Annotated in this window: 20 protein-coding genes; 9 read left to right on the top strand and 11 right to left on the bottom strand. The window is 55.3% G+C overall.

Features of this window, described 5'->3' with window-relative positions:
• Positions 1–112: 112 nt before the first annotated feature.
• Positions 113–805: a DUF421 domain-containing protein gene (locus tag MKleb_RS09155; protein WP_014228639.1), complete on the bottom strand. Its 693-nt coding sequence runs from the start codon at positions 803–805 to the stop codon at positions 113–115.
• Positions 806–919: 114 nt separating this feature from the next.
• On the opposite strand from MKleb_RS09155, the gene ycaO reads away from it, so the two are divergent.
• The 4 genes from ycaO (at position 920) to pflA (ending at position 7,201) form a co-directional block, all read left to right on the top strand.
• Entirely contained in the window at positions 920–2,680 is a 1,761-nt protein-coding gene (gene ycaO / locus MKleb_RS09150; RefSeq protein WP_025107507.1) for a 30S ribosomal protein S12 methylthiotransferase accessory factor YcaO, read from the top strand.
• A gap of 385 nt (positions 2,681–3,065) precedes the next feature.
• Positions 3,066–3,923, top strand: a complete 858-nt coding sequence (focA, locus tag MKleb_RS09145; protein ID WP_004849465.1) for a formate transporter FocA — start codon at positions 3,066–3,068, stop codon at positions 3,921–3,923.
• Between the two features lie 51 nt (positions 3,924–3,974).
• Positions 3,975–6,257 (top strand): formate C-acetyltransferase, encoded by a 2,283-nt coding sequence (pflB, locus tag MKleb_RS09140; protein WP_217076593.1) that lies wholly within the window; start codon positions 3,975–3,977, stop codon positions 6,255–6,257.
• Between the two features lie 203 nt (positions 6,258–6,460).
• A complete protein-coding gene (gene pflA / locus MKleb_RS09135; protein ID WP_217076592.1) occupies positions 6,461–7,201 on the top strand; it encodes a pyruvate formate lyase 1-activating protein in 741 nt (246 codons plus the stop codon).
• 54 nt (positions 7,202–7,255) lie between these two features.
• On the opposite strand, the gene MKleb_RS09130 is transcribed toward pflA, so the two are convergent.
• Entirely contained in the window at positions 7,256–8,113 is an 858-nt protein-coding gene (locus MKleb_RS09130) for a MurR/RpiR family transcriptional regulator (protein WP_025107508.1), read from the bottom strand.
• A gap of 122 nt (positions 8,114–8,235) precedes the next feature.
• Here MKleb_RS09130 and MKleb_RS09125 point away from each other — a divergent pair, with 122 nt between their 5' ends.
• From MKleb_RS09125 to MKleb_RS09105, 5 genes are read left to right on the top strand one after another with little or no spacing between them, the layout of a single operon-like run.
• Complete coding sequence (locus MKleb_RS09125; RefSeq protein ID WP_014228635.1) at positions 8,236–8,511, top strand: PTS sugar transporter subunit IIB; 276 nt, start codon at positions 8,236–8,238, stop codon at positions 8,509–8,511.
• Positions 8,512–8,528: 17 nt separating this feature from the next.
• Positions 8,529–9,794: a PTS ascorbate transporter subunit IIC gene (locus MKleb_RS09120; RefSeq protein ID WP_217076591.1), complete on the top strand. Its 1,266-nt coding sequence runs from the start codon at positions 8,529–8,531 to the stop codon at positions 9,792–9,794.
• 12 nt (positions 9,795–9,806) lie between these two features.
• On the top strand, positions 9,807–10,604 hold the full coding sequence (locus MKleb_RS09115; RefSeq protein WP_025107509.1) for a transketolase: 798 nt from the start codon (positions 9,807–9,809) through the stop codon (positions 10,602–10,604).
• Positions 10,604–11,515: a transketolase family protein gene (locus MKleb_RS09110; RefSeq protein WP_025107510.1), complete on the top strand. Its 912-nt coding sequence runs from the start codon at positions 10,604–10,606 to the stop codon at positions 11,513–11,515. Before MKleb_RS09115 ends, MKleb_RS09110 begins: the two co-directional genes overlap by 1 nt.
• A 53-nt stretch (positions 11,516–11,568) precedes the next feature.
• Positions 11,569–12,006: a PTS sugar transporter subunit IIA gene (locus MKleb_RS09105; protein WP_025107511.1), complete on the top strand. Its 438-nt coding sequence runs from the start codon at positions 11,569–11,571 to the stop codon at positions 12,004–12,006.
• Positions 12,007–12,045: 39 nt separating this feature from the next.
• Here the strand turns inward: MKleb_RS09105 and MKleb_RS09100 are convergent, their stop codons facing one another.
• From MKleb_RS09100 to lrp, 9 genes are all read right to left on the bottom strand, one after another.
• Entirely contained in the window at positions 12,046–13,194 is a 1,149-nt protein-coding gene (locus tag MKleb_RS09100; protein WP_009653261.1) for an MFS transporter, read from the bottom strand.
• A 274-nt stretch (positions 13,195–13,468) separates the two neighbouring features.
• A complete protein-coding gene (locus tag MKleb_RS09095) occupies positions 13,469–14,332 on the bottom strand; it encodes a dimethyl sulfoxide reductase anchor subunit family protein (RefSeq protein WP_103814736.1) in 864 nt (287 codons plus the stop codon).
• A gap of 1 nt (position 14,333) precedes the next feature.
• On the bottom strand, positions 14,334–14,951 hold the full coding sequence (locus MKleb_RS09090) for a DMSO/selenate family reductase complex B subunit (protein ID WP_009653301.1): 618 nt from the start codon (positions 14,949–14,951) through the stop codon (positions 14,334–14,336).
• Between the two features lie 10 nt (positions 14,952–14,961).
• Positions 14,962–17,400 carry a dimethylsulfoxide reductase subunit A gene (dmsA, locus tag MKleb_RS09085; RefSeq protein ID WP_104011456.1) on the bottom strand — a complete coding sequence of 813 codons (2,439 nt, stop codon included), beginning with the start codon at positions 17,398–17,400 and terminating at the stop codon, positions 14,962–14,964.
• A 200-nt stretch (positions 17,401–17,600) separates the two neighbouring features.
• Positions 17,601–18,893 carry a serine--tRNA ligase gene (gene serS / locus MKleb_RS09080; protein ID WP_009653254.1) on the bottom strand — a complete coding sequence of 431 codons (1,293 nt, stop codon included), beginning with the start codon at positions 18,891–18,893 and terminating at the stop codon, positions 17,601–17,603.
• Between the two features lie 91 nt (positions 18,894–18,984).
• Positions 18,985–20,328: a replication-associated recombination protein RarA gene (gene rarA, locus MKleb_RS09075; protein WP_163586383.1), complete on the bottom strand. Its 1,344-nt coding sequence runs from the start codon at positions 20,326–20,328 to the stop codon at positions 18,985–18,987.
• Positions 20,329–20,336: 8 nt separating this feature from the next.
• Positions 20,337–20,948, bottom strand: coding sequence for an outer membrane lipoprotein periplasmic chaperone LolA (gene lolA / locus MKleb_RS09070; RefSeq protein ID WP_004130911.1), 612 nt, complete (start codon positions 20,946–20,948; stop codon positions 20,337–20,339).
• A 121-nt stretch (positions 20,949–21,069) separates the two neighbouring features.
• Entirely contained in the window at positions 21,070–25,149 is a 4,080-nt protein-coding gene (gene ftsK, locus MKleb_RS09065) for a DNA translocase FtsK (protein ID WP_217076590.1), read from the bottom strand.
• Positions 25,150–25,284: 135 nt separating this feature from the next.
• The gene (lrp, locus tag MKleb_RS09060; protein ID WP_002439523.1) at positions 25,285–25,779 is read right to left on the bottom strand and encodes a leucine-responsive transcriptional regulator Lrp; all 495 of its coding nucleotides are present in this window, start codon (positions 25,777–25,779) and stop codon (positions 25,285–25,287) included.
• Positions 25,780–25,886: the final 107 nt, after the last annotated feature.

The following is a 25,886-nucleotide window of genomic DNA, read 5'->3' as shown; positions in this document are numbered from 1 at the left end:
TATCATTCAGTGACACGCACCGCAATGGCTAAAACTGAGCGTCGGGGAAATGCGGCCTCGCTCACACAAAAGAATCTGCCAGCTTGACGTCATAAAACCGACATAATTGCTGTCAGGTGACTCTTTTTGCCCGGCTGACCTTCGACCATTCTGCATTTGCGCAGCGAGGGCATAATTGTTTATCCCCGGCTCGTAGCGTAAGGATTGCGCTACAGCGAACGCAGGCATACTCGTCGTCCCGGGGTATCGTGGTAAAACGATCGGTAAAGCGGGAAGGAAGAATGGAGAGTCCGGCTTTAACATCGTCATCCTCATAGAAATAGAGGCTGATCTGGCCGTTGGTTTCCAGAATAGCCAGCCGCACCTGCCCCAGTTGCTCAACCCCGCTGATTCGCAGCTCCATAAAAAACTCAAATTCGGTCATGTTTTCCGCCTGCAGTTTCTCCCAGGCCAGCTCGCCGTTTTCCACAACAATAATCGGCTTACCCTCCAGCAGATCCTCCAGTTTTTCGCTATGCCCCATCAGCCACATAATCAATCGGTACAGCAGGGCCAGAGTGATAAAAACCGCCAGTACCGGCAGCATCGGAACGTCATCATAGAATGCGACGTCGCCCGCGGCCGAACCGAGGGTCAAAATGATGAGCACTTCGAACAGTGACATCTGACGAACGCCCCGCCGCCCGGTTATCTTGAGAAAAATAAATACCAGTACGAAGGTGTAGAGGCTCCGTAATGCCACCTCGGCCAGAAATTCCACGGGCACTTTATCCAGTGCCATACGATGCCAGTCAAATGTCTTCATGATTAACGCCTGAACAGTTATTGAGTGACATAAGCATAGCCAGACGATGGAGATAGCACCCGTCATCTAAAACCCGTATCATTGCGCGCTTTACGTACGATAAAAGTGACTGCCATGACTCAAACATTTATTCCCGGCAAAGATGCCGCCCTGGAAGATTCCATCGCTCGCTTCCAGCAGAAGTTGCACGACCTCGGATTCGATATTGAAGAGGCCTCATGGCTCAACCCGGTTCCGCACGTTTGGTCAGTGCATATCCGCGATAAAGAGTGCGCCCTGTGCTTCACCAACGGCAAAGGCGCCACCAAAAAAGCCGCGCTGGCCTCCGCGCTCGGAGAGTACTTTGAGCGCCTCTCGACCAACTATTTCTTTGCCGACTTCTGGCTGGGCGAGACTATCGCCAACGGTCCCTTCGTTCACTATCCGAATGAAAAATGGTTCCCGTTAACCGACGATGACGAAGTACCGGAAGGCCTGCTGGATACCCGCCTGCGCGCGTTCTACGATCCTGACGATCAGTTAACCGCCAGCATGCTGGTCGATCTGCAGTCAGGGAATGACGATCGCGGCGTCTGCGGTCTGCCGTTCACCCGCCAGTCTGATGGTGAAACGGTCTATATTCCGATGAATATTGTCGGCAACCTGTACGTTTCTAACGGGATGTCCGCGGGCAACACCCGCAACGAAGCCCGCGTTCAGGGCCTCTCAGAAGTGTTCGAACGGCATATTAAAAACCGCATTATCGCCGAAAGCATCAGTCTGCCGGAGATCCCGGCGGAGGTGATGGCGCGCTATCCGGGCGTAGTTGAATCGATCAATAAGCTGGAGGCCGAAGGTTTCCCGATTTTCGCTTATGACGGTTCGCTCGGCGGCAAATATCCGGTTATCTGCGTCGTGCTGTTTAACCCAGCTAACGGCACCTGTTTCGCCTCTTTCGGCGCGCATCCCGATTTCGGCGTGGCGCTGGAACGTACCGTTACCGAACTGCTCCAGGGCCGCAGCCTGAAAGATCTCGACGTCTTCACGCCGCCCACCTTCGACGATGAAGAAGTTGCCGAACATGCGAACCTTGAAACGCACTTTATCGATTCCAGCGGCCTGATCTCCTGGGATATGTTTAAGCAGGATGCCGACTACCCGTTCGTGGACTGGAGCTTCTCCGGAACCACGGAGGAAGAGTTCGCCACCCTGATGGCTATCTTTAAACAAGAAGATAAAGAAGTTTACATCGCCGATTACGAACACCTGAGCGTCTACGCCTGCCGAATCATTGTCCCGGGCATGTCTGATATTTATCCGGCGGAAGACCTCTGGCTGGCAAATAACAGCATGGGCGCGCCTCTGCGGGAAACGATTCTTTCCCTGCCGGAAAGCGAGTGGGAAAAAGAAGATTATCTGGCGCTTATCGAACAAATGGATAATGAAGGCCTTGATGACTTCACCCGCGTGCGCGAACTGCTGGGTCTGGCGACCGGCAAAGACAACGGCTGGTATACGCTGCGCATTGGCGAGCTGAAAGCCATGCTCGCGCTGGCGGGCGGCGATCTCGAGCAGGCGCTAATCTGGACCGAGTGGACCATGGAGTTCAACGCTTCAATCTTTAGCGCCGAGCGCGCTAATTACTACCGCTGCCTGCAAACCCTGCTGCTGCTGAGCCAGGAAGAGGAGCGCCAGCCGCTGCAGTATCTGAACGCTTTTGTACGCATGTACGGCGCCGATGCCGTAGAAGCCGCCAGCGCCGCGCTGAGCGGAGAAGCGCCGTTCTACGGCCTGCAGGCAGTAGACAGCGACCTGCTCGCGTTCCCGGCTCATCAGTCGCTGCTGAAAGCCTACGAAAAGCTGCAGCGCGCAAAAGCAGCATTCTGGGGTAAATAAGCGCGCTTTACTGCCTGAATAACCCTATGATGGGGGCCGGCGAAGGCCCCCATTTTTATGTTTTCCGCAACCCCAAAGCCCGATTGTAGCCATAAAGTTAATTAGTGGTGAGAAATAATAAAATCCCACCGCAAATATTGTTAATTTTAATAAAAATACCCCATTTTAATTAACCGAAAAACGGGGGTAAAATGAAAATAATCAACATTATTTGTAAATTTTAAAATTTATTTTTTTATTAAAAAACAACAATTTAAACCAACATTAAGGCAAATCCACACACTCAAAAGGCCTATAGTTCCGGTAGGATATGATCTACATCAAATTCCCTTCTATAATGCTTTGTTAGTATCTCACCGCCAACTTACATAAAGAGAGAGTTAGTGTGAAAGCTGACAACCCTTTTGATCTTTTACTCCCTGCTGCCATGGCGAAAGTCGCCGAAGAAGCGGGTGTCTATAAAGCGACAAAACATCCGATAAAGACGTTTTATCTGGCGATCACCGCAGGTGTCTTCATCTCTATCGCTTTTGTTTTCTATATTACCGCGACAACCGGCACGGCCGGGATGCCATTCGGGGTTGCCAAACTGATTGGAGGCATCTGCTTCTCACTAGGTTTGATTCTCTGCGTTATTTGCGGTGCCGACCTGTTTACCTCAACCGTTCTTATCGTTGTCGCGAAAGCCAGCGGAAGAATCACATGGGGTCAACTGGCGAAAAACTGGCTCAACGTCTATGTTGGTAACCTGATTGGTTGCTTACTCTTTGTATTGCTGATGTGGCTTTCAGGCGAATATATGACTGCCAACGGTCAATGGGGACTTAACGTTCTGCAAACCGCCGACCACAAAATGCACCATACTTTTGTTGAAGCCGTGTGCCTAGGTATCCTGGCAAACCTGATGGTCTGCCTTGCGGTATGGATGAGCTACTCCGGCCGCAGCCTGATGGATAAAGCCATGATTATGGTTTTACCGGTGGCAATGTTTGTTGCCAGCGGGTTTGAGCATAGTATCGCGAACATGTTTATGATCCCGCTGGGTATCGTTATCCGCGACTTTGCAAGCCCGGAATTCTGGACCGCTGTCGGTTCAACTCCGGAAAGTTTCTCTCACCTGACCGTCATGAACTTCATCACTGATAACCTGATTCCGGTAACTATCGGGAACATCATCGGCGGTGGTCTGCTGGTTGGGTTGACATACTGGGTCATTTACCTGCGTGGCGACGACCATCACTAAGGGTTGTTTCAGGCAGTAAATAAAAAATCCACTTAAGAAGGTAGGTGTTACATGTCCGAGCTTAATGAAAAGTTAGCCACAGCCTGGGAAGGTTTTGCGAAAGGTGACTGGCAGAACGAAGTCAACGTCCGCGACTTCATCCAGAAAAACTATACCCCGTACGAAGGTGACGAGTCCTTCCTGGCTGGCGCAACTGACGCGACCACCAAGCTGTGGGACACCGTAATGGAAGGCGTTAAACAGGAAAACCGCACTCACGCGCCTGTTGATTTTGATACTTCCCTTGCATCCACCATCACTTCTCATGACGCTGGCTACATCGAGAAAGGTCTCGAGAAAATCGTTGGTCTGCAGACTGAAGCTCCGCTGAAACGCGCGATTATCCCGTTCGGCGGCATCAAAATGGTAGAAGGTTCCTGCAAAGCGTACAATCGCGAGCTGGACCCGATGCTGAAGATAATCTTCACTGAATACCGCAAAACTCACAACCAGGGCGTGTTTGACGTTTACACCAAAGACATCCTGAACTGCCGTAAATCTGGCGTTCTGACCGGTCTGCCGGATGCCTATGGCCGTGGTCGTATCATCGGTGACTACCGTCGCGTTGCGCTGTACGGTATCGACTTCCTGATGAAAGACAAATACGCTCAGTTCGTCTCTCTGCAAGAGAAACTGGAAAACGGCGAAGATCTGGAAGGAACTATTCGTCTGCGCGAAGAAATCTCTGAACAGCACCGTGCGCTGGGTCAGATCAAAGAAATGGCGGCAAAATACGGCTGCGATATCTCTGGTCCGGCAACCACCGCTCAGGAAGCTATCCAGTGGACCTACTTCGGCTACCTGGCTGCCGTTAAATCTCAGAACGGCGCGGCAATGTCCTTCGGTCGTACCTCCAGCTTCCTGGACATCTTCATCGAACGTGACCTGAAAGCCGGTAAAATCACCGAGCAAGACGCACAGGAAATGATTGACCACCTGGTCATGAAACTGCGTATGGTTCGTTTCCTCCGTACCCCTGAATATGATGAACTGTTCTCTGGCGACCCGATTTGGGCAACCGAATCTATCGGCGGTATGGGCGTTGATGGCCGTACTCTGGTCACCAAAAACAGCTTCCGTTTCCTGAACACCCTGTACACCATGGGGCCGTCTCCGGAGCCGAACATCACCATTCTGTGGTCTGAAAAACTGCCGCTGAGCTTCAAAAAATACGCCGCGAAAGTGTCCATCGATACCTCTTCTCTGCAGTACGAGAACGATGACCTGATGCGTCCTGACTTCAACAACGATGACTACGCTATCGCTTGCTGCGTAAGCCCGATGGTTGTTGGTAAGCAAATGCAGTTCTTCGGCGCGCGTGCTAACCTGGCGAAAACCATGCTGTACGCAATCAACGGCGGCGTTGATGAAAAACTGAAAATGCAGGTTGGTCCTAAATCTGAACCGATCAAAGGCGACGTTCTGAACTTCGACGAAGTGATGGACCGCATGGATCACTTCATGGACTGGCTGGCTAAACAGTACGTCACTGCGCTGAACATCATCCACTACATGCACGACAAGTACAGCTACGAAGCTTCCCTGATGGCGCTGCACGACCGTGATGTTATCCGCACCATGGCATGTGGTATCGCAGGTCTGTCCGTTGCGGCTGACTCCCTGTCTGCAATCAAATATGCGAAAGTTAAACCGATTCGTGACGAAAACGGTCTGGCTGTCGACTTCGAAATCGAAGGCGAATACCCGCAGTTTGGTAACAACGACTCTCGCGTCGATGATATGGCCGTTGACCTGGTTGAACGTTTCATGAAGAAAATTCAGAAACTGCACACCTACCGCAACGCTATCCCGACTCAGTCCGTTCTGACCATCACCTCTAACGTTGTGTATGGTAAGAAAACCGGTAACACCCCTGACGGTCGTCGCGCTGGCGCTCCGTTCGGACCGGGTGCTAACCCGATGCACGGCCGTGACCAGAAAGGTGCTGTTGCCTCTCTGACCTCCGTTGCGAAACTGCCGTTTGCTTACGCGAAAGATGGTATTTCTTACACCTTCTCTATCGTGCCGAACGCGCTGGGTAAAGACGACGAAGTTCGTAAAACTAACCTCGCCGGCCTGATGGATGGTTACTTCCACCACGAAGCGTCCATCGAAGGCGGTCAGCATCTGAACGTCAACGTCATGAACCGCGAAATGCTGCTCGACGCGATGGAAAACCCGGAAAAATATCCGCAGCTGACCATCCGCGTATCCGGCTACGCAGTACGTTTTAACTCCCTGACGAAAGAGCAGCAGCAGGACGTTATTACTCGTACCTTCACTCAGACCATGTAATGGTATTGACTGAAATCGTACAGTAAAAAGCGTACAATAAAGGCTCCACGCAAGTGGGGCCTTTTTAGCAATATCATCCTGCCCCAGTCTCTTTTGTCTGCTGTCTATACTTTATGGATAACAGCCAAAACAGACTCGACATAGCCTTTGAGCTGTGCATCTACATAGGCCCCGGATGGGCCAAATTCGGAGATATCACCGCAATGTCAACAATTGGTCGCATTCACTCCTTTGAATCCTGTGGCACCGTCGATGGCCCGGGGATCCGCTTTATCACCTTCTTCCAGGGCTGCCTGATGCGCTGCCTCTATTGCCACAACCGCGATACCTGGGATACCCACGGCGGCAAAGAGATTACCGTTGAAGAGCTGATGAAAGAGGTGGTGACCTATCGCCACTTTATGAACGCTTCCGGCGGCGGCGTGACGGCATCCGGCGGCGAGGCTATCCTGCAGGCCGAATTTGTTCGCGACTGGTTCCGCGCCTGTAAGAAAGAAGGTATTCATACCTGTCTCGATACCAACGGCTTTGTGCGCCGCTACGACCCGGTTATTGATGAACTGCTGGAAGTCACCGATCTGGTGATGCTCGACCTCAAGCAAATGAATGATGAAATTCACCAGAATCTGGTTGGTGTCTCTAACCATCGGACGCTGGAGTTTGCCCGTTACCTGTCAAACAAAAACATCAACGTCTGGATCCGCTACGTTGTGGTTCCGGGCTGGTCCGACGATGATGATTCCGCGCATCGCCTGGGTGAGTTTACTCGTGACATGGGCAACGTCGAGAAAATCGAACTGCTGCCGTACCACGAGCTGGGCAAGCACAAATGGGTAGCCATGGGCGAAGAGTACAAGCTGGACGGCGTCCATCCGCCAAAGAATGAGACCATGGAACGCGTGAAGGGCATTCTGGAACAGTACGGTCATAAAGTGATGTACTAAAATCCCCGCCCGGTAGAGATTGCGCTACCGGGTGTTTCCCCAACAAAATCAGCGTCAGGACATAAAATATTCCGACAGCTTATTCGCCACGCTCTCAATCGAGAAAATGCGCTTCTGATGCGCTTTTCGGTATTCCGCATAGCGTTCATCCTGCTCTTCCAGCGCGCTGAGGATCCGGTCGGCCACCATCATTGCGCCAGCGATTTCCGCAAACCCCGACTCCCCTTCCCCCTGTAAAGCCACCGCCGCCTGAAGATTCCAGTCAGATAAACGGGCCAGCGGCGCAAACGTCCCGCGGGTCAGCGATAAAATTTTAACGCCCTGCTGCTTTGCCAGCGACAGGGCCTGCATCATATCCGCCGACGCCTGTTCGCTATGCACCACAATAATGCCGGTTTTCTGGTTATCCGAAAGCAGCGGCATCGCCGCCGGATAGGAGCGATCGATAAAGCTGGCCGCCTTACCCATATTGATTAAATTCATCTGCAGGAACAACGCCACCGGCACCGCCGTGCCCACGGCATAGATAGCAATGCTGTTCAGGGTGTTAAGCCAGTCGGCCGCGGCTTTCAGCTCCTGGTTATCGACAATGGCATTACTGTCGCGAATGCTCGCCAGCACCGGCGCAATCTCTTCGCTCTCGTTGGTACCGTGGTCTTCCGAGCGCGCGGCGCCCTGCTCCATCGCCAGCGCGGTTCTGAAATCCGAGAAACCTTTAAAACCAAAGGCCCGACAAAAACGGGTGATACTCCCCTCACTGGTATCAATGGAGTCGGCCAGTTCTGAAATCGTGTGACGCATCACAAAGTCAGGATTTTCCGTAATAAAACGGCCAACTTTCTCCAGTATCGGGCTTAGCCCTGAAGCTCCATTTCTTATGCTTATCAACAAGTTATTGTCTATCTGGCTCATGTTTTGCCTTATTTGCTCAAAATGCAAACACAGTCACATCTTTCGTCCTGCCGCAAAGATAATAATTATTATCTCATACAAATAAATAAAAATAATTATTTTTACAAACAGGAGAACATCGAATGAAAGGTCTCATAGTCTGTCGTACCGGTATGGGCAGCTCCTTAATGCTCAAAATCAAAGCACAAAAAATCATCGACAAGCACGGCTGGAATATCGAGCTGGAGCACGATGTCCTCTCAGGGTTACGCACCTGGCGAGATATTGATTTTGTCATCACTATGCGCGATCTCACCGACGAAGTCGAAGCCGCCGGATTCAGAGCGGTCGGCATCACCGACCTGATGAACAGTGAAGAGATGGAGTCTGCGCTCACCGACATCGTTCAAAGCAACTAACCTCTCCCGGAGGCAATATGGATTTCCTCAGATTTATTGTATTCGACATTCTGGGCGTAACCCCACTTTCAGTTGGCTTTATTGCATTAATCGGCCTGTTAATCCAACGCAAGCCGATTGAAAAAGTCCTTTCCGGCACCTTCAAAACCATCGTCGGCTTTCTGGTTTTTGCCGGCGGCGCCGGTCTGGCAGTCACTTCCCTGGGTAACTTTCAGACCTTATTCAGCGATGGCTTTGGCCTGAAGGGCGTCATGCCGCTGGCAGAAGCGCTAACCGGACTGGCGCAAACCAAATTCGCCATGTGCGTGTCGCTGATCATGGTGATTGGTTTTGGCTGGAACCTGTTTTTTGCCCGCGTGACGCCGTTTAAATACATCTTTCTTACCGGGCAACATAATCTTTATCTCTCCGCGCTGCTTACCGTAACGCTGAAGGCGCTGGGCTACAGCGACATGACGACCATCATTGTCGGCTCCGTGCTGCTGGGTCTCGCCGCCTGCCTCTATCCAGCCATTGCGCAACCGTGGATGCGAAAAATTACCGGTAATGATGAGATAGCGATGGGGCACTACGTCACCCTGGCCTACGCCGCCTCCGGCTGGATTGGCGCAAAGGTCGGCGATCCGAAACAATCCACCGAAAAGCTGAATCTTCCCGGCTGGCTGGGGATCTTTAAAGATTACATCGTCTCGGTGTCGATCTCGGTGAGCATCTTCTACTACATCGCCGCGCTCGCTGCCGGAAAAGCCGCGGTCACCGCAGCGGCAGGCGGGATGCACTGGCTGGTTTACCCGCTCTTTCAGTCGCTGACCTTTACCGCTTCGCTGTACATCATCATTACCGGCGTACGCCTGCTGCTGTCAGAAATTGTTCCGGCCTTCCTCGGTATCTCGGAGAAGTTTATTCCTAACGCCAAACCCGCGCTCGACTGCCCGGTGGTCTTCCCCTACGCCCCGACCGCCACGGTGCTGGGGTTTATCTCTTCGTTTGTCGGCGGGCTGGTGGTGATGGGCTTTCTGGCGATCCTTGGCCAAACCGTGATTATCCCGGTAGCCATTCCCTACTTCTTTATTGGCGCGACCGCAGCGGTATTTGGTAATGCCTCCGGCGGCTGGAAAGGCGCGATTGCCGGAAGCTTTATCACCGGGATCCTGATCGGCATCGGCCCGGCGCTGATTTACCCGATTATGGAATCCGTCGGTCTTTCAGGCACCAGCTTCCCGGAAACCGACTTCGTCGCTCTGGGTCTGGTCGTGTACTACATCGGTAAAATGCTGCCCTAAGAAGGAATGAACATGAACATTGATGAACTGAAATCCCACGCGCTTGCCGCCCGCCGCGAGATCGTCACCATGATTTACGAGTCCGGAATTGGCCATCCGGGCGGGGCGCTGTCGATAATCGACGTGCTTACCTGGCTCTATTACCAGGAAGTCGATCTGGCCGCCTCCCCCCGCTCGCGCGTGGTGATGAGTAAAGGCCACGCCGTCGCCGCGCAGTACGCCATGCTGTATCAACAAGGCAAGATCGAGCGCAGCGAGTTCAATACGTTCCGACAGATCAACTCGCGCCTGCAGGGGCACCCGAGCATTAAGTCGCTGCCGGAAGTCGATGCGACAACCGGACTGCTGGGTCAGGGGCTGTCGATTGCTTTTGGTATGGCGGCCGCCAAAAAGCGGCGCAACGATCCACACCGGGTATTTGCCATCGTTGGCGATGGCGAAATGCATGAAGGCCAAATCTGGGAAACCTTACAGCAGGCCGGGCATATGAAAATGGATAATCTGGTCGCCATCATCGATTACAACGGCTTCTCTTCCCACGATCCGGTCAATGACGTCATTAATCTCGAGCCGCTGGCGGACAAAATCCGCAGCTTTGGCTGGCATGTACTGGAACTGCACAACGGCAATGATATGCATCAGGTTGCCGATACCCTGATGCTATCCCGTCACCTGAAAGGTAAACCTGTCGCCATCGTGGCGCGCACCACCAAAGGTTCCGGCGTCAGCTATATGGAAAACAACGGCGACTGGCACTCAAAAACCCCGAGCAAAGAACAATTTCAGCAGGCGATGGAGGAGTTACAGTGATGAAAGCACCCCGTGATGAGATCGGGCATGCCCTGATTGCGCTAAAAGAAAAGGGCTATCCCGTTGTTGTTATCGACAGCGATTTAGCCAGCTCTACCCGTACCGACCAGTTTCAGGCCGTCTATCCTGAGGCCTTTTTCGAAATGGGCATTGCGGAAGGTTCCGCCATGAGCTTCGCGGTCGGCCAGGCGCTGGAAGGCTTTATGCCCTTCTATGTTAACTTTGCGATGTTCGTCACCGGCACCGCCTGGACCCAGCTGCGGCAGGCCTGCTATGCCAAAGCCAATATTAAACTCGTCGGTAGCCACCCCGGTATGGATGATGGCCCGGACGGCGCTTCGCACCATGCGCTGGAGGATTTAGCGCTGACCCGCGTCCTTCCGGGATTAACCGTCCTGACCCCGGCAGATGCGGAAGAAATCGCCGAGGCCTTCGAGCAGGCGGCAAAAATAAAGGGACCCGTTTATATTCGCGTGGCGCGCGAGCCGATGCCGGTTCGCGACAAAAGCGTCGTTCCCCGGGTCAGCGATATCGCCGCCATCGCCGACAGCGGCACGGATTTTGCGATTCTGTTTGAAGGAACGGTACTGGAACAGGCTACCGACGGCTATGAAAAGCTGCTCGCCAGCGGCAAAAAGGGCAAGCTTATTCACGTTGCAACCGTCAAACCCTTCAACCAGCAGGCGTTTTATCGGCTGGTCGAAGGCTGCCCGCTTATCGCTACGCTTGAAAATCACACCGTCAACGGCGGCCTCGGCGGCCTGATCGCGGAAACCCTGGCGCAAAAGGCACATCCGGCGCGCCTTACGCGTCTGGGAACGCAGGACACATTTACCGAATCGGGTAATAGCAGGCAGCTAAAAGCGAAATATGGCATCTCGGGAGACGCGCTGTTTAACGCGCTACGTTAACCACCAGGCGAGCCGGTCAGTTGGCGGTCGGCTCGCGCGTAAAGGGAACGTTTATGGAAGAGAGGCTATTTTCCGCCTGTCAGTTCACCAGCGACTGCCTGAGCTGGCGCAGCGCCGTTCATCTCGCCTGCCGCCCGCTTGAGGAGCAGGGAAAAATCACCGGGGGCTATGCCAGGGCTATTATCAGCGCCACGGAGCAGGATGGCCCCTGGTATATATTGAGCCCGGCGTTTGCGCTACCGCACGCGCGTCCGGAAGCCGGCGTGCTGAGCAGAAACAGCGCGCTTTCGCTGCTTTGCTGTAGCGAGGCCGTTGATTTTCCGGAGCATCCCGGCATTCGGCTGATAGTCGTACTGGCGGCGGCCGATAGTGAACAGCATATCCAGACTATCCAGCGGTTAGTCTGCTGGCTGGATGAGGGGGAAAGACTTCAGCGATACAGCACGGTGCAAAACCGGGCACAGTTTATTGCGCTTCTTGCGTCGCATTAATCTATAGCCAGGGTCGTGCCCTGGCTATGTTCTGAAAAATCAGGCGTGCGCCACCGGCGTAGGATGGTGCCCCGCTTTGCGCAGCAGCGTCAGCAGGTAGATGAATGACACGCTGGCAATCATGATAAACAACAGATTGTCAGAGAAGTTCTGCATCAGCATGGCGGTCAGCGTCGGCCCAAGCAGGCTGCCCACGGTATAGCTCATTAACAGCGCCTGGTTCATCGCCACCAGCTGATGACGCTCAACTTTTTCGCAGGCCCAGGCCATAGCCACCGGATAGAGCGTAAAGCCGGAAGCGCCCAGCACGAACAGCGCGGGCGCCATTGCGGCCTGGCTTAACATCGCCAGACAGCCGAGAATCACCACAAACACCTGAACGCGCAGGACCAGCAGACGGCCGTAGCGATCGGCGAGCCGGCCAATCGGCCACTGCCCCACGATACCCGCGCTCACCATCACCGCCATCCAGAAGCCGATGCCGGAATCGCTAACGCCCTGGTGGTTGAGCCACAGCGGCATCAGGCCATACAGCGAACCGAGCACAATGCCGGAAATAATGCAGCCGTTGACGCCATGACGGGCCTGACGCAGCCTTAACATTGGCCAGATACGCGCCGGTTCGTGCGGCTCATCGGCCTGAGTCGCCACGCGAGCAAACAGCAGCGGCAGAATGGCCGCCAGCGCCAGCGCCGTCACCCACGGCAGAACGCTCATCAGATCCGTCGGCAGCTTGCTGACCATTAACTGGCCCAGCACCGTGCCGACGTAATAAATCATCATATACGCCGCCAGCAGGCGACCCCGGCTCCGCGAAGTGCCGCTACAGACCAGCGCGCTCTCCACCACCACCCAAATCATCGCGCAGCCGACGCCGGCGATAAAGCGCCAGCTGAACCAGCTCCAGAAGCCCAGCGTAATACCAAGACCCACGCAGCCCACGGCAAAAATAACCGATGCCAGGTAATAGCTGCGGTTAAAGCCCAGACGCTTAATTACCCATCCGGCAAGCAATGTTCCCACCAGATTACCGGTAAAATAGGACGAGCCCACCATCCCGACCTGCCAGGTCGGCATATTTTCATGGGCGAGCCAAAGCGGGACGAGCGTATTTAAAACCGCTATCGCCAGGGTCAACAAAAGCAGGCCACAGAGCAGCATTTGCACTGGCCGGGTGTAGATGGTCATGGATATAAACCGTGATGGAGTTCAGATTTCGTGCGCATCATGCCACTGCTGCAAACATTGTCAATCCGCCTGAAATCAGGCGTGACGCGGTTTGCGGGGGAACGATAGAAGTTTTTTATCCAGCGGATCGACAACAGAATAGTTATTTATATTATTCCATTGTTTTTATTAATTTATTGGAAAATAGCGGTGGGAATATCGGTAGAAATATTTCATGAATCGACCGCACTTTTTATCGCGCCAGAATAAGGGTTTCTGGCGCGATAAAGGGCGATTAGCTGGCGATTGCCATTCCAACGGTCATATGCAGGCCGTAGAAGACGCCGCGGCCAATCGTCTCGCCGATCAGCACCAGCACAAAAGCCAGCCCCAGCATCGGCAGCGCAGGCTGGTAGCCTTTGAGCTGGGGGGCAATCCAGCAGACCAGCGCCAACGCCAGCGCAACCAGGCGCCACGCCATCAGCGAACCGTAGGCCGGCACCAGCGCCGAGGCCTGCTGAATAGAGCTATGGATTGTCGCCAGCTCGCTGCCTTGCATCAGCACCACGATGGCGCTAATCACCAGCGCCAGCAGGGTCACCGCCGGCAGCAGGCGCATCGCCCAGCCGTTGACATCGGCAACGCGCAGCAGCAGATATCCCAGCAGCGGACCGCCGATAAACATCGTCAGGAAGAAGCTAAGCGGCGTCCAGACTGTATACCAGGTGGGTACCGTATCAATAGTGTTATAGACGCGGACCATCATCCAGACGAAGATAACCCCCAGCACCATAGTAATGACCAGCCAGAGATGACGCAGCCCCGCCGGTAGCTTATTGACCACCGCCAGCAGCCAGCCAATGCCGCCAACGGCGAAGAAAAGCGCCCCGCTGGCGATTTCGTTACTGAGCGACGAGGCGCCTACGCGATTGAGCGAGTTAAACGCGCGAATGGGCGACCCAAGATGCAGGGTTGAGGCAATAAAGCCCACGCCCATCAGCACCCACAGGCCAAACATGCTCCACACGACGCGCTGCTGCTGTTCACGCGATAAGTCGCCTTTCATTAGCGCCAGAGCCAGCACAATAAAGCCGCCCACCACGCACTGACCAAAGACCGTGAAAATAATCAGCGGCCATTCATGCCATCCACTCCCCATCTCACACCTCCTTCGGGTTGGCCAGGTAGCCGGTGGTATCTCCACACGGTCGGCTGTTGGCGTTAGGTTTAATCACGATACTCGGTTTAGTGAAGTGGGCCGAAGGCAGCGGCGCAACGGCGGCCAGCTGGCCGTGTTTTTGGCGCAGCTCTTCAATCGGGCCGAAATCTAACGCGCGCAGCGGGCAAGATTCCACGCAAATCGGCTTTTTGCCGTCGGCGACGCGCTCGTGGCAGCCGTCGCATTTGGTCATATGACCTTTTGTCGCATTGTACTGCGGCGCACCGTACGGGCAGGCCATATGGCAATAGCGACAGCCGATACAGACATCTTCATCGACAACGACAAAGCCATCTTCACGTTTATGCATCGCCCCGCTCGGGCAAACTTTGGTGCAGGCCGGATCCTCACAATGGTTGCAGGCAATAGAGAGGTAATAGGCAAAGACGTTTTGCTGCCAGACGCCGTTATCCTCCTGCCAGTCGCCGCCGGCGTATTCGTAGATACGACGGAAGCTCACTTCCGGCGTGAGGTTTTTATAGTCTTTACAAGCCAGTTCGCAGGTTTTGCAACCGGTGCAACGGGCGGAATCAATAAAAAATCCATATTGAGTTGTCATCGGTTACTCCTTACAGCTTTTCAACCTGGACGAGGTTGCTATGCGATGGATTGCCTTTCGCCAGCGGCGACGGGCGTTGGGTGGTCAGCACGTTAATGCAGCCAGCCTGATCCACGCGGCCTGCGTCCGGGTTATACCAGGCCCCCTCACCCAGCGCGACCACGCCCGGTATCATGCGCGGGGTCACTTTGGCCTCGATATGCACTTCACCGCGATCGTTAAAAATGCGGATCCGATCGCCATTGGCGATATCGCGCTTCTGTGCATCAAGCGGGTTGATCCACATCTCCTGACGGCAGGCGGCTTTCAGTACGTCAACGTTGCCGTAGGTGGAGTGCGTGCGGGCTTTATAGTGAAAACCGGTCAGCTGCAGCGGATACTTTTTCGCCAGCGGATCGTCATAGTTTTCAAACCCAGGGCTGTATATCGGCAGCGGGTCGATAACATCCTCTTCTTTCAGCTCCCAGGTCGCGGCAATTTCCGCCAGCTGCGCAGAGTAGATTTCAATTTTCCCTGACGGCGTCGTGAGCGGATTGGCGGCGGGATCTTCGCGGAAAGCTTTATAGGCAACGTGGTGGCCTTCCGGATCGCGCTGTTTGAAGATTCCCTGCTTGCGGAATTCATCAAACGGCAGCAGCGCCGGGATCGCTTTACGGGATTGCTCATAGAGGTGACGCAGCCACTCTTCCTGAGTGCGGCCTTCGGTGAAACGTTGCTCAACGCCCATGCGCTTCGCCAGCTCCGTGGTCATCTCATAGATGGTTTTGCATTCAAAACGCGGCTTGATGGCCCGATCGGCAAAAATCACGTATGACATGTTGCCGCAGGAGGCATCGAGGGCAAAATCCATCTGCTCCGAAGCCGTACAGTCCGGCAGCAGAATATCGGCATATTTCGCCGAGGAGGTCATATGGCAATCAATGACCACAATCATCTCGCACTTCTTGTCATCCTGAAGGATGTCATGGGTACGGTTAATCTCTGAATGCTGGTTGACCAGGCAGTTACCGGCATAGTTCCAGACCATTTTAATAGGCACGTCGAGCTTATCTTTGCCGCGCACGCCGTCGCGCAGCGCGGTCATTTCCGTCCCGCGCTCAATCGCATCGGTCCACATAAACATGGAAATACTGGTTTCCACCGGATTATCCAGCGTCGGCATACGTTCAAAAGGCAGGGAGTAAGAACCTTCACGCGCGCCGGTATTGCCGCCGTTAATCCCGACGTTGCCGGTTAAGATTGCCAGCATGGAAATCGCGCGGGAAACCAGCTCACCGTTGGCATGACGCTGTGGGCCCCAGCCCTGAGAAATATAGGCAGGTTTAGCGCTGGCGATTTCGCGCGCCAGCTGCACGATACGCGCCTGGGGAATGCCGGTAATCGTCGACGCCCACTCAGGGGTCTTCGCGATACCGTCTTTGCCCTGACCGAGAATATAGGCCTTATAGTGGCCATTGGCCGGCGCCCCTTCCGGCAGCGTTTTCTCGTCATAGCCTACGCAGTACTTGTCGAGGAAAGGCTGGTCAACGAGGTTCTCGTTAATCATCACCCACGCCAGCGCGGAGACAAGCGCGGCATCGGTTCCCGGGCGGATAGGGATCCACTCGTCTTCGCGTCCGGCGCCGGTGTCGGTATAGCGTGGATCGATAATAATCAGCCTGGCGTTGGATTTCTCCCGCGCCTGTTCCAGGTAGTAGGTCACTCCGCCGCCGCTCATGCGGGTTTCCCCGGGGTTATTGCCAAACAGCACCACCAGCTTGCTGTTTTCGATATCCGACGGGCTATTGCCATCGGCCCAGCCGCCGTAGGTGTAGTTCAGTCCCGCGGCAATTTGCGCGGTGGAGTAGTCGCCATAATGGTTGAGATAGCCGCCGCAGCAGTTCATCAGGCGGGCAATCAGAGTTTTCCCCGGTGGCCATGAGCGAGTCAAGGTTCCGCCGAGGGTTCCCGTTCCGTAGTTCAGATAGATGGACTCATTACCGTACTCTTTTATCAGGCGCTGCATATTGCTGGCGATAGTATCGAACGCTTCTTCCCAGCTGATTTGCTCGAATTTGCCCTCGCCGCGTTTGCCCACGCGCTTCATCGGATATTTCAGGCGGTCCGGGTTGTAGACGCGTCGACGCATCGAGCGGCCGCGCAGACAGGCGCGAACCTGATGCAGACCGTCGTAGCTATCGTCGCCGGTATTGTCCGTTTCAACATATTTTATCTCACCACCCACCACATGCATCCGCAGCGGGCAGCGGCTGCCGCAGTTCACCGTACAGGCGCTCCAGGTGACCGTTTCGCTGGCGGGGTTGAGGTTGTCTGCGGCTTGGGCAATGCGCGTGAAGGGTAAGGTAAAAGCGCTGCTGGCCATCGCCAGCCCGCCAATCGCCGTGGTTTTCATTAAACCACGCCGGCTCACCTCAGCAGCCAGTAAAGCATCGGAGGTTTTGGTTTTCATAGATACTCGCTTTGGTTGCTCACAATTAACTTAATGCCGTTATATAGTTATATATACAACGAAATTAACCTTTATTAGTTTTTTATCCTGTTTAATCCAAAGGGAGTATCTTCGTAATCGCGAAGGCGATTATTGCCCGGTATCAAGAAGGGGGTAAAAAAAAAGCGCCCGCAGGCGCTTTTGAGAAGAGCGTTGAAAAATCAGCCGATAAATTCAAGGCCGCGCATATACGGGCGCAGAACTTCCGGGATCTCGATGCGACCATCCGCCTGCTGATAGTTTTCCATCACCGCGACCAGCGTACGTCCAACCGCCAGGCCAGAACCGTTCAGCGTGTGTACGAGGCGAGTTTTCTTGTCAGATTTGCTGCGGCAGCGTGCCTGCATGCGACGCGCCTGGAAATCCCAGACGTTGGAGCAGGAAGAGATCTCACGATAGGTATTCTGCGCCGGCACCCACACTTCCAAATCGTAGGTTTTGCATGCGCTGAAGCCCATATCACCCGTGCACAGAGCCACTTTACGATACGGCAGACCCAGCAGCTGCAGCACTTTCTCGGCGTGGCCGGTCATCTCTTCCAGCGCCGCCATGGAATCTTCCGGACGTACAATCTGCACCATCTCGACTTTGTCGAACTGGTGCATACGGATCAGACCGCGGGTATCGCGGCCGTAAGATCCGGCTTCAGAGCGGAAGCACGGCGTATGCGCGGTCATTTTGATCGGCAGATCGTCTTCATCAATGATTTCATCGCGAACCAGGTTGGTCAGCGGAACTTCCGCCGTCGGGATCAGCGCGTAGTTGCTGCTGTCGGCTTCTTCTTCCAGCGGACGAGTATGGAACAGGTCGCCGGCGAATTTCGGCAGCTGACCGGTACCGTACAGCGTGTCCTGGTTAACCAGATACGGGACGTAGTTTTCGCTGTAGCCGTGCTGTTCGGTATGCAGATCCAGCATAAACTGCGCCAGCGCGCGGTGCAGGCGTGCCAGCTGGCCCTTCATGACCACAAAGCGAGAACCGGTCAGCTTCACGGCGGCGGCAAAATCCAGCCCTCCGTGCATTTCGCCCAGCGTGACGTGATCGCGAACGTCAAAATCGAACTCGCGCGGGGTTCCCCAGCGGCTGACTTCCACGTTGTCGTTTTCGTCGCGACCGGCCGGAACGTCATCGTGCGGGATATTAGGGATAGCCAGCGCGATATCGCGGATCTCCGCCAGCAGCGCGTCCAGCTCGGTCTTAGCGGCATCAAGCTGCTCGCCGAGTTTGTTCACTTCCAGGCGTAATGGCTCAATATCTTCCCCGCGCGCTTTCGCCTGGCCAATGGATTTCGATCGGGAGTTGCGCTCCGCCTGCAGGTTTTCAGTTTGAACCTGCAGAACTTTACGACGCTCTTCCAGAGCGCGAAGTTTATCTACATCCAGCTTAAAGCCCCGGCGTGCCAGTTTTTCTGCGACTGCGTCTGGCTCGGTACGCAGCAGATTGGGATCGAGCATGCTTATCCTGTGCTTATCGAATTAATAAAAGAAAAATGGCCGCAGAGCGCGACCACGGAAATAGTGTGACAACCTTACCGCAACGCCTCAATTATCGGTAGCGTTTTATCGGGCTATTTTGATCCTGTTCGGTTAACCAGGCGAGCTTTTCGCCTATTTTGCCCTCCAGCCCCCGGTTTGTCGGCTTATAATAGCGCGTTTGCGCCATTTCCTGCGGGAAGTACTGCTCCCCGGCGGCATAAGCATTCGGTTCATCGTGAGCATAGCGATACTCTTGCCCGTAGCCCATCTCTTTCATCAGCTTCGTTGGGGCATTGCGCAAATGAACCGGGACGTCGTAATCGGGACGTTCGCGGGCGTCGGCCATCGCCGCTTTAAACGCGGTGTAAACTGCGTTGCTTTTGGGCGCACAGGCAAGATAGACAATGGCCTGAGCAATCGCCCGTTCGCCTTCCGCCGGCCCGACACGGGTAAAGCAGTCCCATGCGGAGATCGCAACCTGCATCGCGCGCGGATCGGCGTTGCCGACATCTTCCGAGGCAATCGCCAGGCAGCGGCGGGCAACGTAGAGCGGATCGCCGCCGGCGGTAATAATCCGCGCGTACCAGTAGAGGGCGGCGTCCGGGGCGCTGCCGCGAACCGATTTGTGCAGCGCGGAGATTAAATCGTAAAAGCGATCGCCTTTGTTGTCGAAACGCGCGCTGCGCTCACCGGCAATTTCAGTCAGCAGCTCAACTTTCAGCACGCGATTGCCGGAGGCGTCGGCTTCGGCCATATCGGCCATCATTTCCAGCGTATTCAGCGCCCGGCGCGCATCACCGTTGACAAGGTCGGCGATGGCCTTGCGCGTCTCGTCCGGCAGGACGATATTTTGCCCGCCGTAGCCGCGCGTTTTGTCGCTCATCGCCTGGTTGAGCACCTGCTCGATGTCGTCGCTGATCAGCGACTTCAGCAGATAAACGCGCGCGCGGGATAACAGCGCGGAATTGAGTTCAAAGGAGGGATTTTCCGTCGTCGCGCCGATAAAGGTGATGGTCCCGTCTTCAATATGCGGCAGAAAGGCGTCCTGCTGGCTTTTATTGAAACGGTGCACTTCGTCGACAAACAGGATCGTGCGGCGACCCGCGTTGCGGTTTTGGCGCGCGCGTTCAATGGCCTCGCGGATCTCTTTCACCCCGGAGGTCACCGCTGAGATACGTTCAACGTCGGCGCTGGCGTAGCGCGCAATCACTTCGGCCAGGGTGGTTTTTCCTGTCCCGGGCGGCCCCCAGAGGATCATCGAGTGTAGATGCCCGGCCTCAATCGCCCTCGGTAAGGGTTTACCCGGCGCCAGCAGGTGCTGCTGGCCAATGTACTGCGCTAAATTTTCTGGCCGCATACGGGCGGCCAGAGGTTGAAACGCGTTATCGGAAAAATCGAGCGACAGGTTGCTCACGTTCGCCTCTATTTACGTTGATCGTCCACCGTAACCCCTTGCGGCGGCGTGAAGGTGAACTTAGATGCATCCACGGCACCATTTTGTTGCGATTTCAGTTGATAGCTGCTGCGTTGATCGTCCTGTTCCACGGCGCTGAACTGATGAATCGTACCGTCACGACCCACGTTGATGGTGAACTGCTTCAGATTACCGCTGCCGTTTTTCGGCGTCAGAACAAAATCGTCACCGTTCTGCTTAATGTTGTAGTTCTGCCAGTCGCTGGCCTGATTGCGGGCAATCAGCATAAACGGCGTGTTGCTGGTCGCATCTTTCAGCCAGGTAGCGGTAGCCTGCTCAACAAACGGGTTGTAAAACCACAGCGTTTTGCCGTCGGAAACCAGCACGCTTTCATCCGGCTGGGTCATATGCCAGTTGAACAGATTAGGCCGCTTGACCCACAGGTCCCCCTGCCCGTCCTGCACGGCATTACCGCTGCCGTCGGTGACCTTCTGCGTAAAGCTGGAGTGGAAGCTGCTCACTTTATCAAGGCGGCTTTTTAAATCGCTGGCGGCATCCGCCCATACCTGACTGACGACAAAACTGGACAGTAATGCACAGGTGATTGCGAGTTTTTTCATTGTTATTCCTTAATGTGCGTCACTCCCGACGCGGGAGCCTGGTCTGCTGCTAATGTAGAACGGCCAACGGCCGTAAAACAGCAGAACAGGCTGATTTTCACTTATTTACCCAACTTTGCGGTTACTCAAAAGGCGGCGGCGCCAGCACTTCACGGTTACCGTTATGCCCCTGCTCGCTCACGATCCCCTGAGCTTCCATTTGCTCAATGATACGCGCGGCGCGGTTATAGCCAATGCGGAACTGACGCTGTACCCCAGATATGGAGGCTTTGCGTTTTTCCGTCACAAAGTTGACGGCCTGATCGAACAGCGGATCGAGCTCTTCACCGCCCTCGTAGCCACCGCCGCCGCCTTCGCTTTCGCTATCGGAGGTAATGCCATCGACATACTGCGGACGCCCGCGCGCCTTCCAGTCCTGAACGACGGCGTGAACTTCCTCGTCGCGTACAAAAGCGCCGTGGACGCGCACAGGGATCGTCGAGTTAGGCGCGGAGTAGAGCATATCGCCCATTCCCAGCAGTGATTCCGCACCGCCCTGGTCAAGGATAGTACGTGAGTCAATTTTACTCGATACGGTAAAGGCGATACGCGTCGGGATGTTGGCTTTAATCAGGCCGGTGATAACGTCAACCGACGGTCGCTGGGTCGCCAGCACCAGGTGGATCCCCGCGGCGCGCGCTTTCTGCGCCAGGCGCGCAATCAGCTCTTCCACTTTCTTGCCGACGGTCATCATCAGGTCGGCAAACTCGTCGACCAGCACCACGATGTAAGGCTCTTTTTTCAGTACCGGATGCGTCGCATCCATACTGTCGCCAGGCTTCCAGTAAGGATCCGGAATGGGCCGTCCCATACGTGCGGCTTCAGCAATCTTCTCGTTATAACCCGCGAGATTACGTACGCCCAGCGCAGACATGAGTTTATACCGGCGCTCCATCTCGTTGACGCTCCAGCGCAAAGCATTGGCCGCGTCTTTCATATCCGTCACGACTTCCGTTAACAGATGCGGTATTCCCTCATAGACCGACAGCTCGAGCATTTTCGGGTCAATCATGATGAATTTCACGTCTTCCGGCTGCGCTTTATAGAGCATGCTGAGGATCATGGCGTTGACCCCAACGGATTTACCGGAACCGGTGGTACCCGCTACCAGCAGGTGCGGCATCTTCGCCAGATCGGCAGTGACAGGTTCGCCCGCAATGTCTTTCCCGAGGACCACCGTGAGCGGTGAAGGATTATCGCGGAATTTCGCATTATCCAGCACTTCGCGCAGGTAAACGGTCTGGCGCTTTTTGTTAGGCAGCTCCAGGCCAACGTAGGGTTTACCCGGAATCACTTCCACCACGCGAACCGCCGCAGTGGACAGAGAACGGGCCAGATCGCGCGACAGGTTGGAAATGCGCGCCGCTTTCACGCCCGGCGCCAGGTTAAGCTCAAAGCGGGTAATAACCGGGCCAGGTGAGTAGTTCACCACATCGGCTTTAATGCGGAAATCGGCCAGACGAGCTTCAACCAGACGCGCCATTTGCTCAAGCGCAAAGGTATCGATCGGCTCAACTTCAGCCGGTGGCGGCGTGAGCAGGTCAAGCGAGGGCAGCAGCGTTGTCGGCTTCTGTAATGGGCGACTGTCGCCATTGCGCATCAACAGCGGGTGAATGAGACTTTCCTGCGGCTGCGGGATCGGCTGCTGCGGAGCCTGCTGCTGCGGATAGCTGCCAGGAGCCTGCTGCGGCATCGGCTGATGGTGAACCGGCTGCTGCGGCGCGGGTTGATAAGACTGCTGCTGCGCATGTTGCGGCGGCTGAGGCATCTGCTGGTGCGGCATCGGCTGCTGTACGGGCTGCGAATGCTGGGCCGGCTGCTGATTCTGCGGGGCAGGCTGCTGTACTTCCGGCAACGGCGTGAAGACAGGCTCGCTCGGCGTATCATCAACTAACGTTTTCATTGGCGAGAATTCATAATCCGCCGCAGAGAACGGATGCGATCCCGGCGGCTGCTCGCTGGCGTAGCGCTGCTGCTGGGAAGCGGCAAACTGACGGGCAAGTTCGGCTTCAGCGGCAGAATCCTCGTCTACATCAGCCTCTTCCGCAGCGTAGCTATCGCCATAGCGCTGATTTTGCGCAGCCGCGAACTGACGCGCCAGCTCACCCTGCTCAAGCTCTGCAACTTCCTCGTCCGTCAGCGCATCGTCATCATAGTGCTGATGCTCTGCCTGACGCGCACGTTCTTCAGCCAACCGCTGCGAAGGCAACTTAATGCCATAGGAAGCCAGCTCACGGCGCGTGGGCACGCGAACGCGGTTTGGACGCGGCAATTTCGGGCCTATGCCCTCTTTTACCTGCGCACGCGGGCCGCCCGACACCGGGCTAAACAGCGGCGCGGCGCTGTATGCGGCAGATGCGACGGAGGCCGCCCCGGTGGCCTGATGGACGCCAGACGCCAGCGCGCTCACCGCGGCAACATCAGCCGCCGGAGCAGGCGGAGGCGAGATCGGTTTTGTCGCAACCGGACTGACCGGCTCCGGAATCGGCTGATACCATGCGGCAAGCTGCTCGCGTTCACGCGCGCGTTTCTCTTCCACTTCTTCGAAGTAGTACATCGGCGGACGCTGAGGCTTCACCTCCTCTTGCGGAGGCTCAGGCTCAACGGAGGCGGCGTAAGGCTCAGGCTGCTGTACCGGGGCCTGTTCCGGCTGGTACGCATGCTGCGGCTGGTAAGCCGGTTCCGGCTGATACGCTGGCTGCTGTACCGGCGCCTGTTCCGGCTGGTACGCATGCTGCGGCTGGTAAGCCGGTTCCGGCTGATATGCTGGCTGCTGTACCGGGGCCTGTTCCGGCTGGTACGCATGCTGCGGCTGGTACGCTGGCTGCTGTACCGGGGCCTGTTCCGGCTGGTACGCATGCTGCGGCTGGTAAGCCGGTTCCGGCTGATATGCTGGCTGCTGTACCGGGGCCTGTTCCGGCTGGTAAGCATGCTGCGGCTGGTAAGCCGGTTCTGGCTGATACGCTGGCTGCTGTACCGGGGCCTGTTCCGGCTGGTAAGCATGCTGCGGCTGGTAAGCCGGTTCAGGCTGATACGCTGGCTGCTGTACCGGGGCCTGTTCCGGATGATAGACCGGCTGAGCCTCATACCCTGGCAGCGGTTCAGACCATGCCTGCGGCGCAGCGGTATCCTGCGCGGCCAAAGCCACCGGATCGGCAATGCTATGACCGTTCAACAGAGGATCGTAGGGGTCAAAATCGCCGGGACGTGCCGCACTGACGCCGGAGAACAGAACATCATCAGCATTTGCCGGACGCGCTGCGCTGGAGCCAGAAAAAAGGACATCGTCAGCGGCAACAGGCGCACCGCCGGCGCTGTACTGAACCTCGTCTTCGGCGTCATCCATCCGTTTACCCGAGAACAGCGCCGCATCGGTCTTACGCCCCATCGGATTAGAGAACTTCTCAGCCAGACGCTGGCGGCGAGCTAAGGCGCTGCGTAAAATTCGCGCGCGTCGAGAACCCTGCGGCTTCGCGGGTTCATCATCTTCATATTCTTCTTCATCATCTTCATATTCCCCTTCATCAACCCAGGTATCGTCACGACGGGTACGGTTGCTGGCAAACGTGAGAATAGAAAGAATCGCACCGCCGAGTTTTTCAGCAATGCTAACCCAGGACCAGCCGGTAAATAGCGTCAGTCCTGCCGCCCAGATGCAGAGCAGCGCGATTGTGCCGCCGCTGCTGTGCAGCAGCGGTTGCAGGGTGGTGCTCAACAGACTGCCGATCACGCCGCCGGAGGCGAAATACCAGATATCATCAGCGTTGATTGCCGCCAGACCGCAGGAAGTGAGGATCAGCGCCAGCGCGCCAATTAAACGCAGCGAGACGGCGAAATAGTCGATGTACTCGTCGTTTTCTTGATGACGCCAGGCAAACCAGCAGCCGCCGATAATGATGACCGGAATGGTATAGGCCATTACGCCAAAAATAAAAAATAGCGTATCGGCAAGCCAGGCTCCCGGCGTCCCGCCTATGTTGTGAATAGGCTCATGCCACGCCGTTTGCGACCAGCTAGGATCCGAGGGATTAAAGCTGAGTAAGGCCGCCATCAACCAGATGGCAAAAAGGGAGCAAAGAATGAGTAACGCCTCAAGGAGCCGGCGTCCGCTACTCAGCTTTGTGAATTTGACTTCTTTGTCTTCAGTGTATTCCTGGCTCAAGAAAGGCTCTCCAGGTATCAGGCTGTTTCCTGCCTTCGGCTAAAACGGACAACAGTGCCGGGTCTCCCCGGCACTGTTGCTGTATGGATTAACAGGAGTGTAATCAAACTACATCGATTTTGCACCTGTTCCGTGTTAGCGCGTCTTGATTACCAGACGATTACTCTGCTTGACTTCTTCCATTACCACATAGGTACGGGTGTCATTTACGCCCGGCAGGCGCAGCAAGGTCTCGCCCAGTAATTTACGATACGCTGACATATCCGGTACGCGGGTTTTCAACAGGTAGTCAAAATCCCCGGAAACCAGATGACACTCTTGAATTTCTTCAAGTTTTTGCACAGCGGAGTTAAATTGCTCAAACACATCCGGCGCGCCACGATTCAGAGTAATCTCAACAAATACCAGAAGTGATGCATCCAGATAGTGCGGGTTGAGCAGCGCTGTATAGCCCTGAATAAAACCCTGTCTTTCCAGTCGACGCACGCGCTCAAGGCAAGGCGTCGGAGAAAGTCCCACCCGTTTAGAAAGCTCGACGTTGGAAATACGCCCGTCTTTTTGCAATTCATTCAAAATATTACGATCAATGCGGTCGAGATCTTTGCCAGGGCGCTTCTTGCTATCTACCATTATTATTGTCTCTCTGTATTCCTTCCCTACTCCTGTTCCGACTCTGAGCCTTCACTGCCAGAGTCCATCCTGTTATCACCCGTACGACGTTGGGTAACCCAGGGGTA

It is taken from the genome of Klebsiella sp. PL-2018 (genome assembly GCF_019048985.1).
GTDB classification, from domain to species: domain Bacteria; phylum Pseudomonadota; class Gammaproteobacteria; order Enterobacterales; family Enterobacteriaceae; genus Klebsiella; species Klebsiella michiganensis.
The sequence above is the reverse complement of the archived record's forward strand: the minus strand, read 5'-3'. Positions and strand labels throughout refer to the sequence as shown.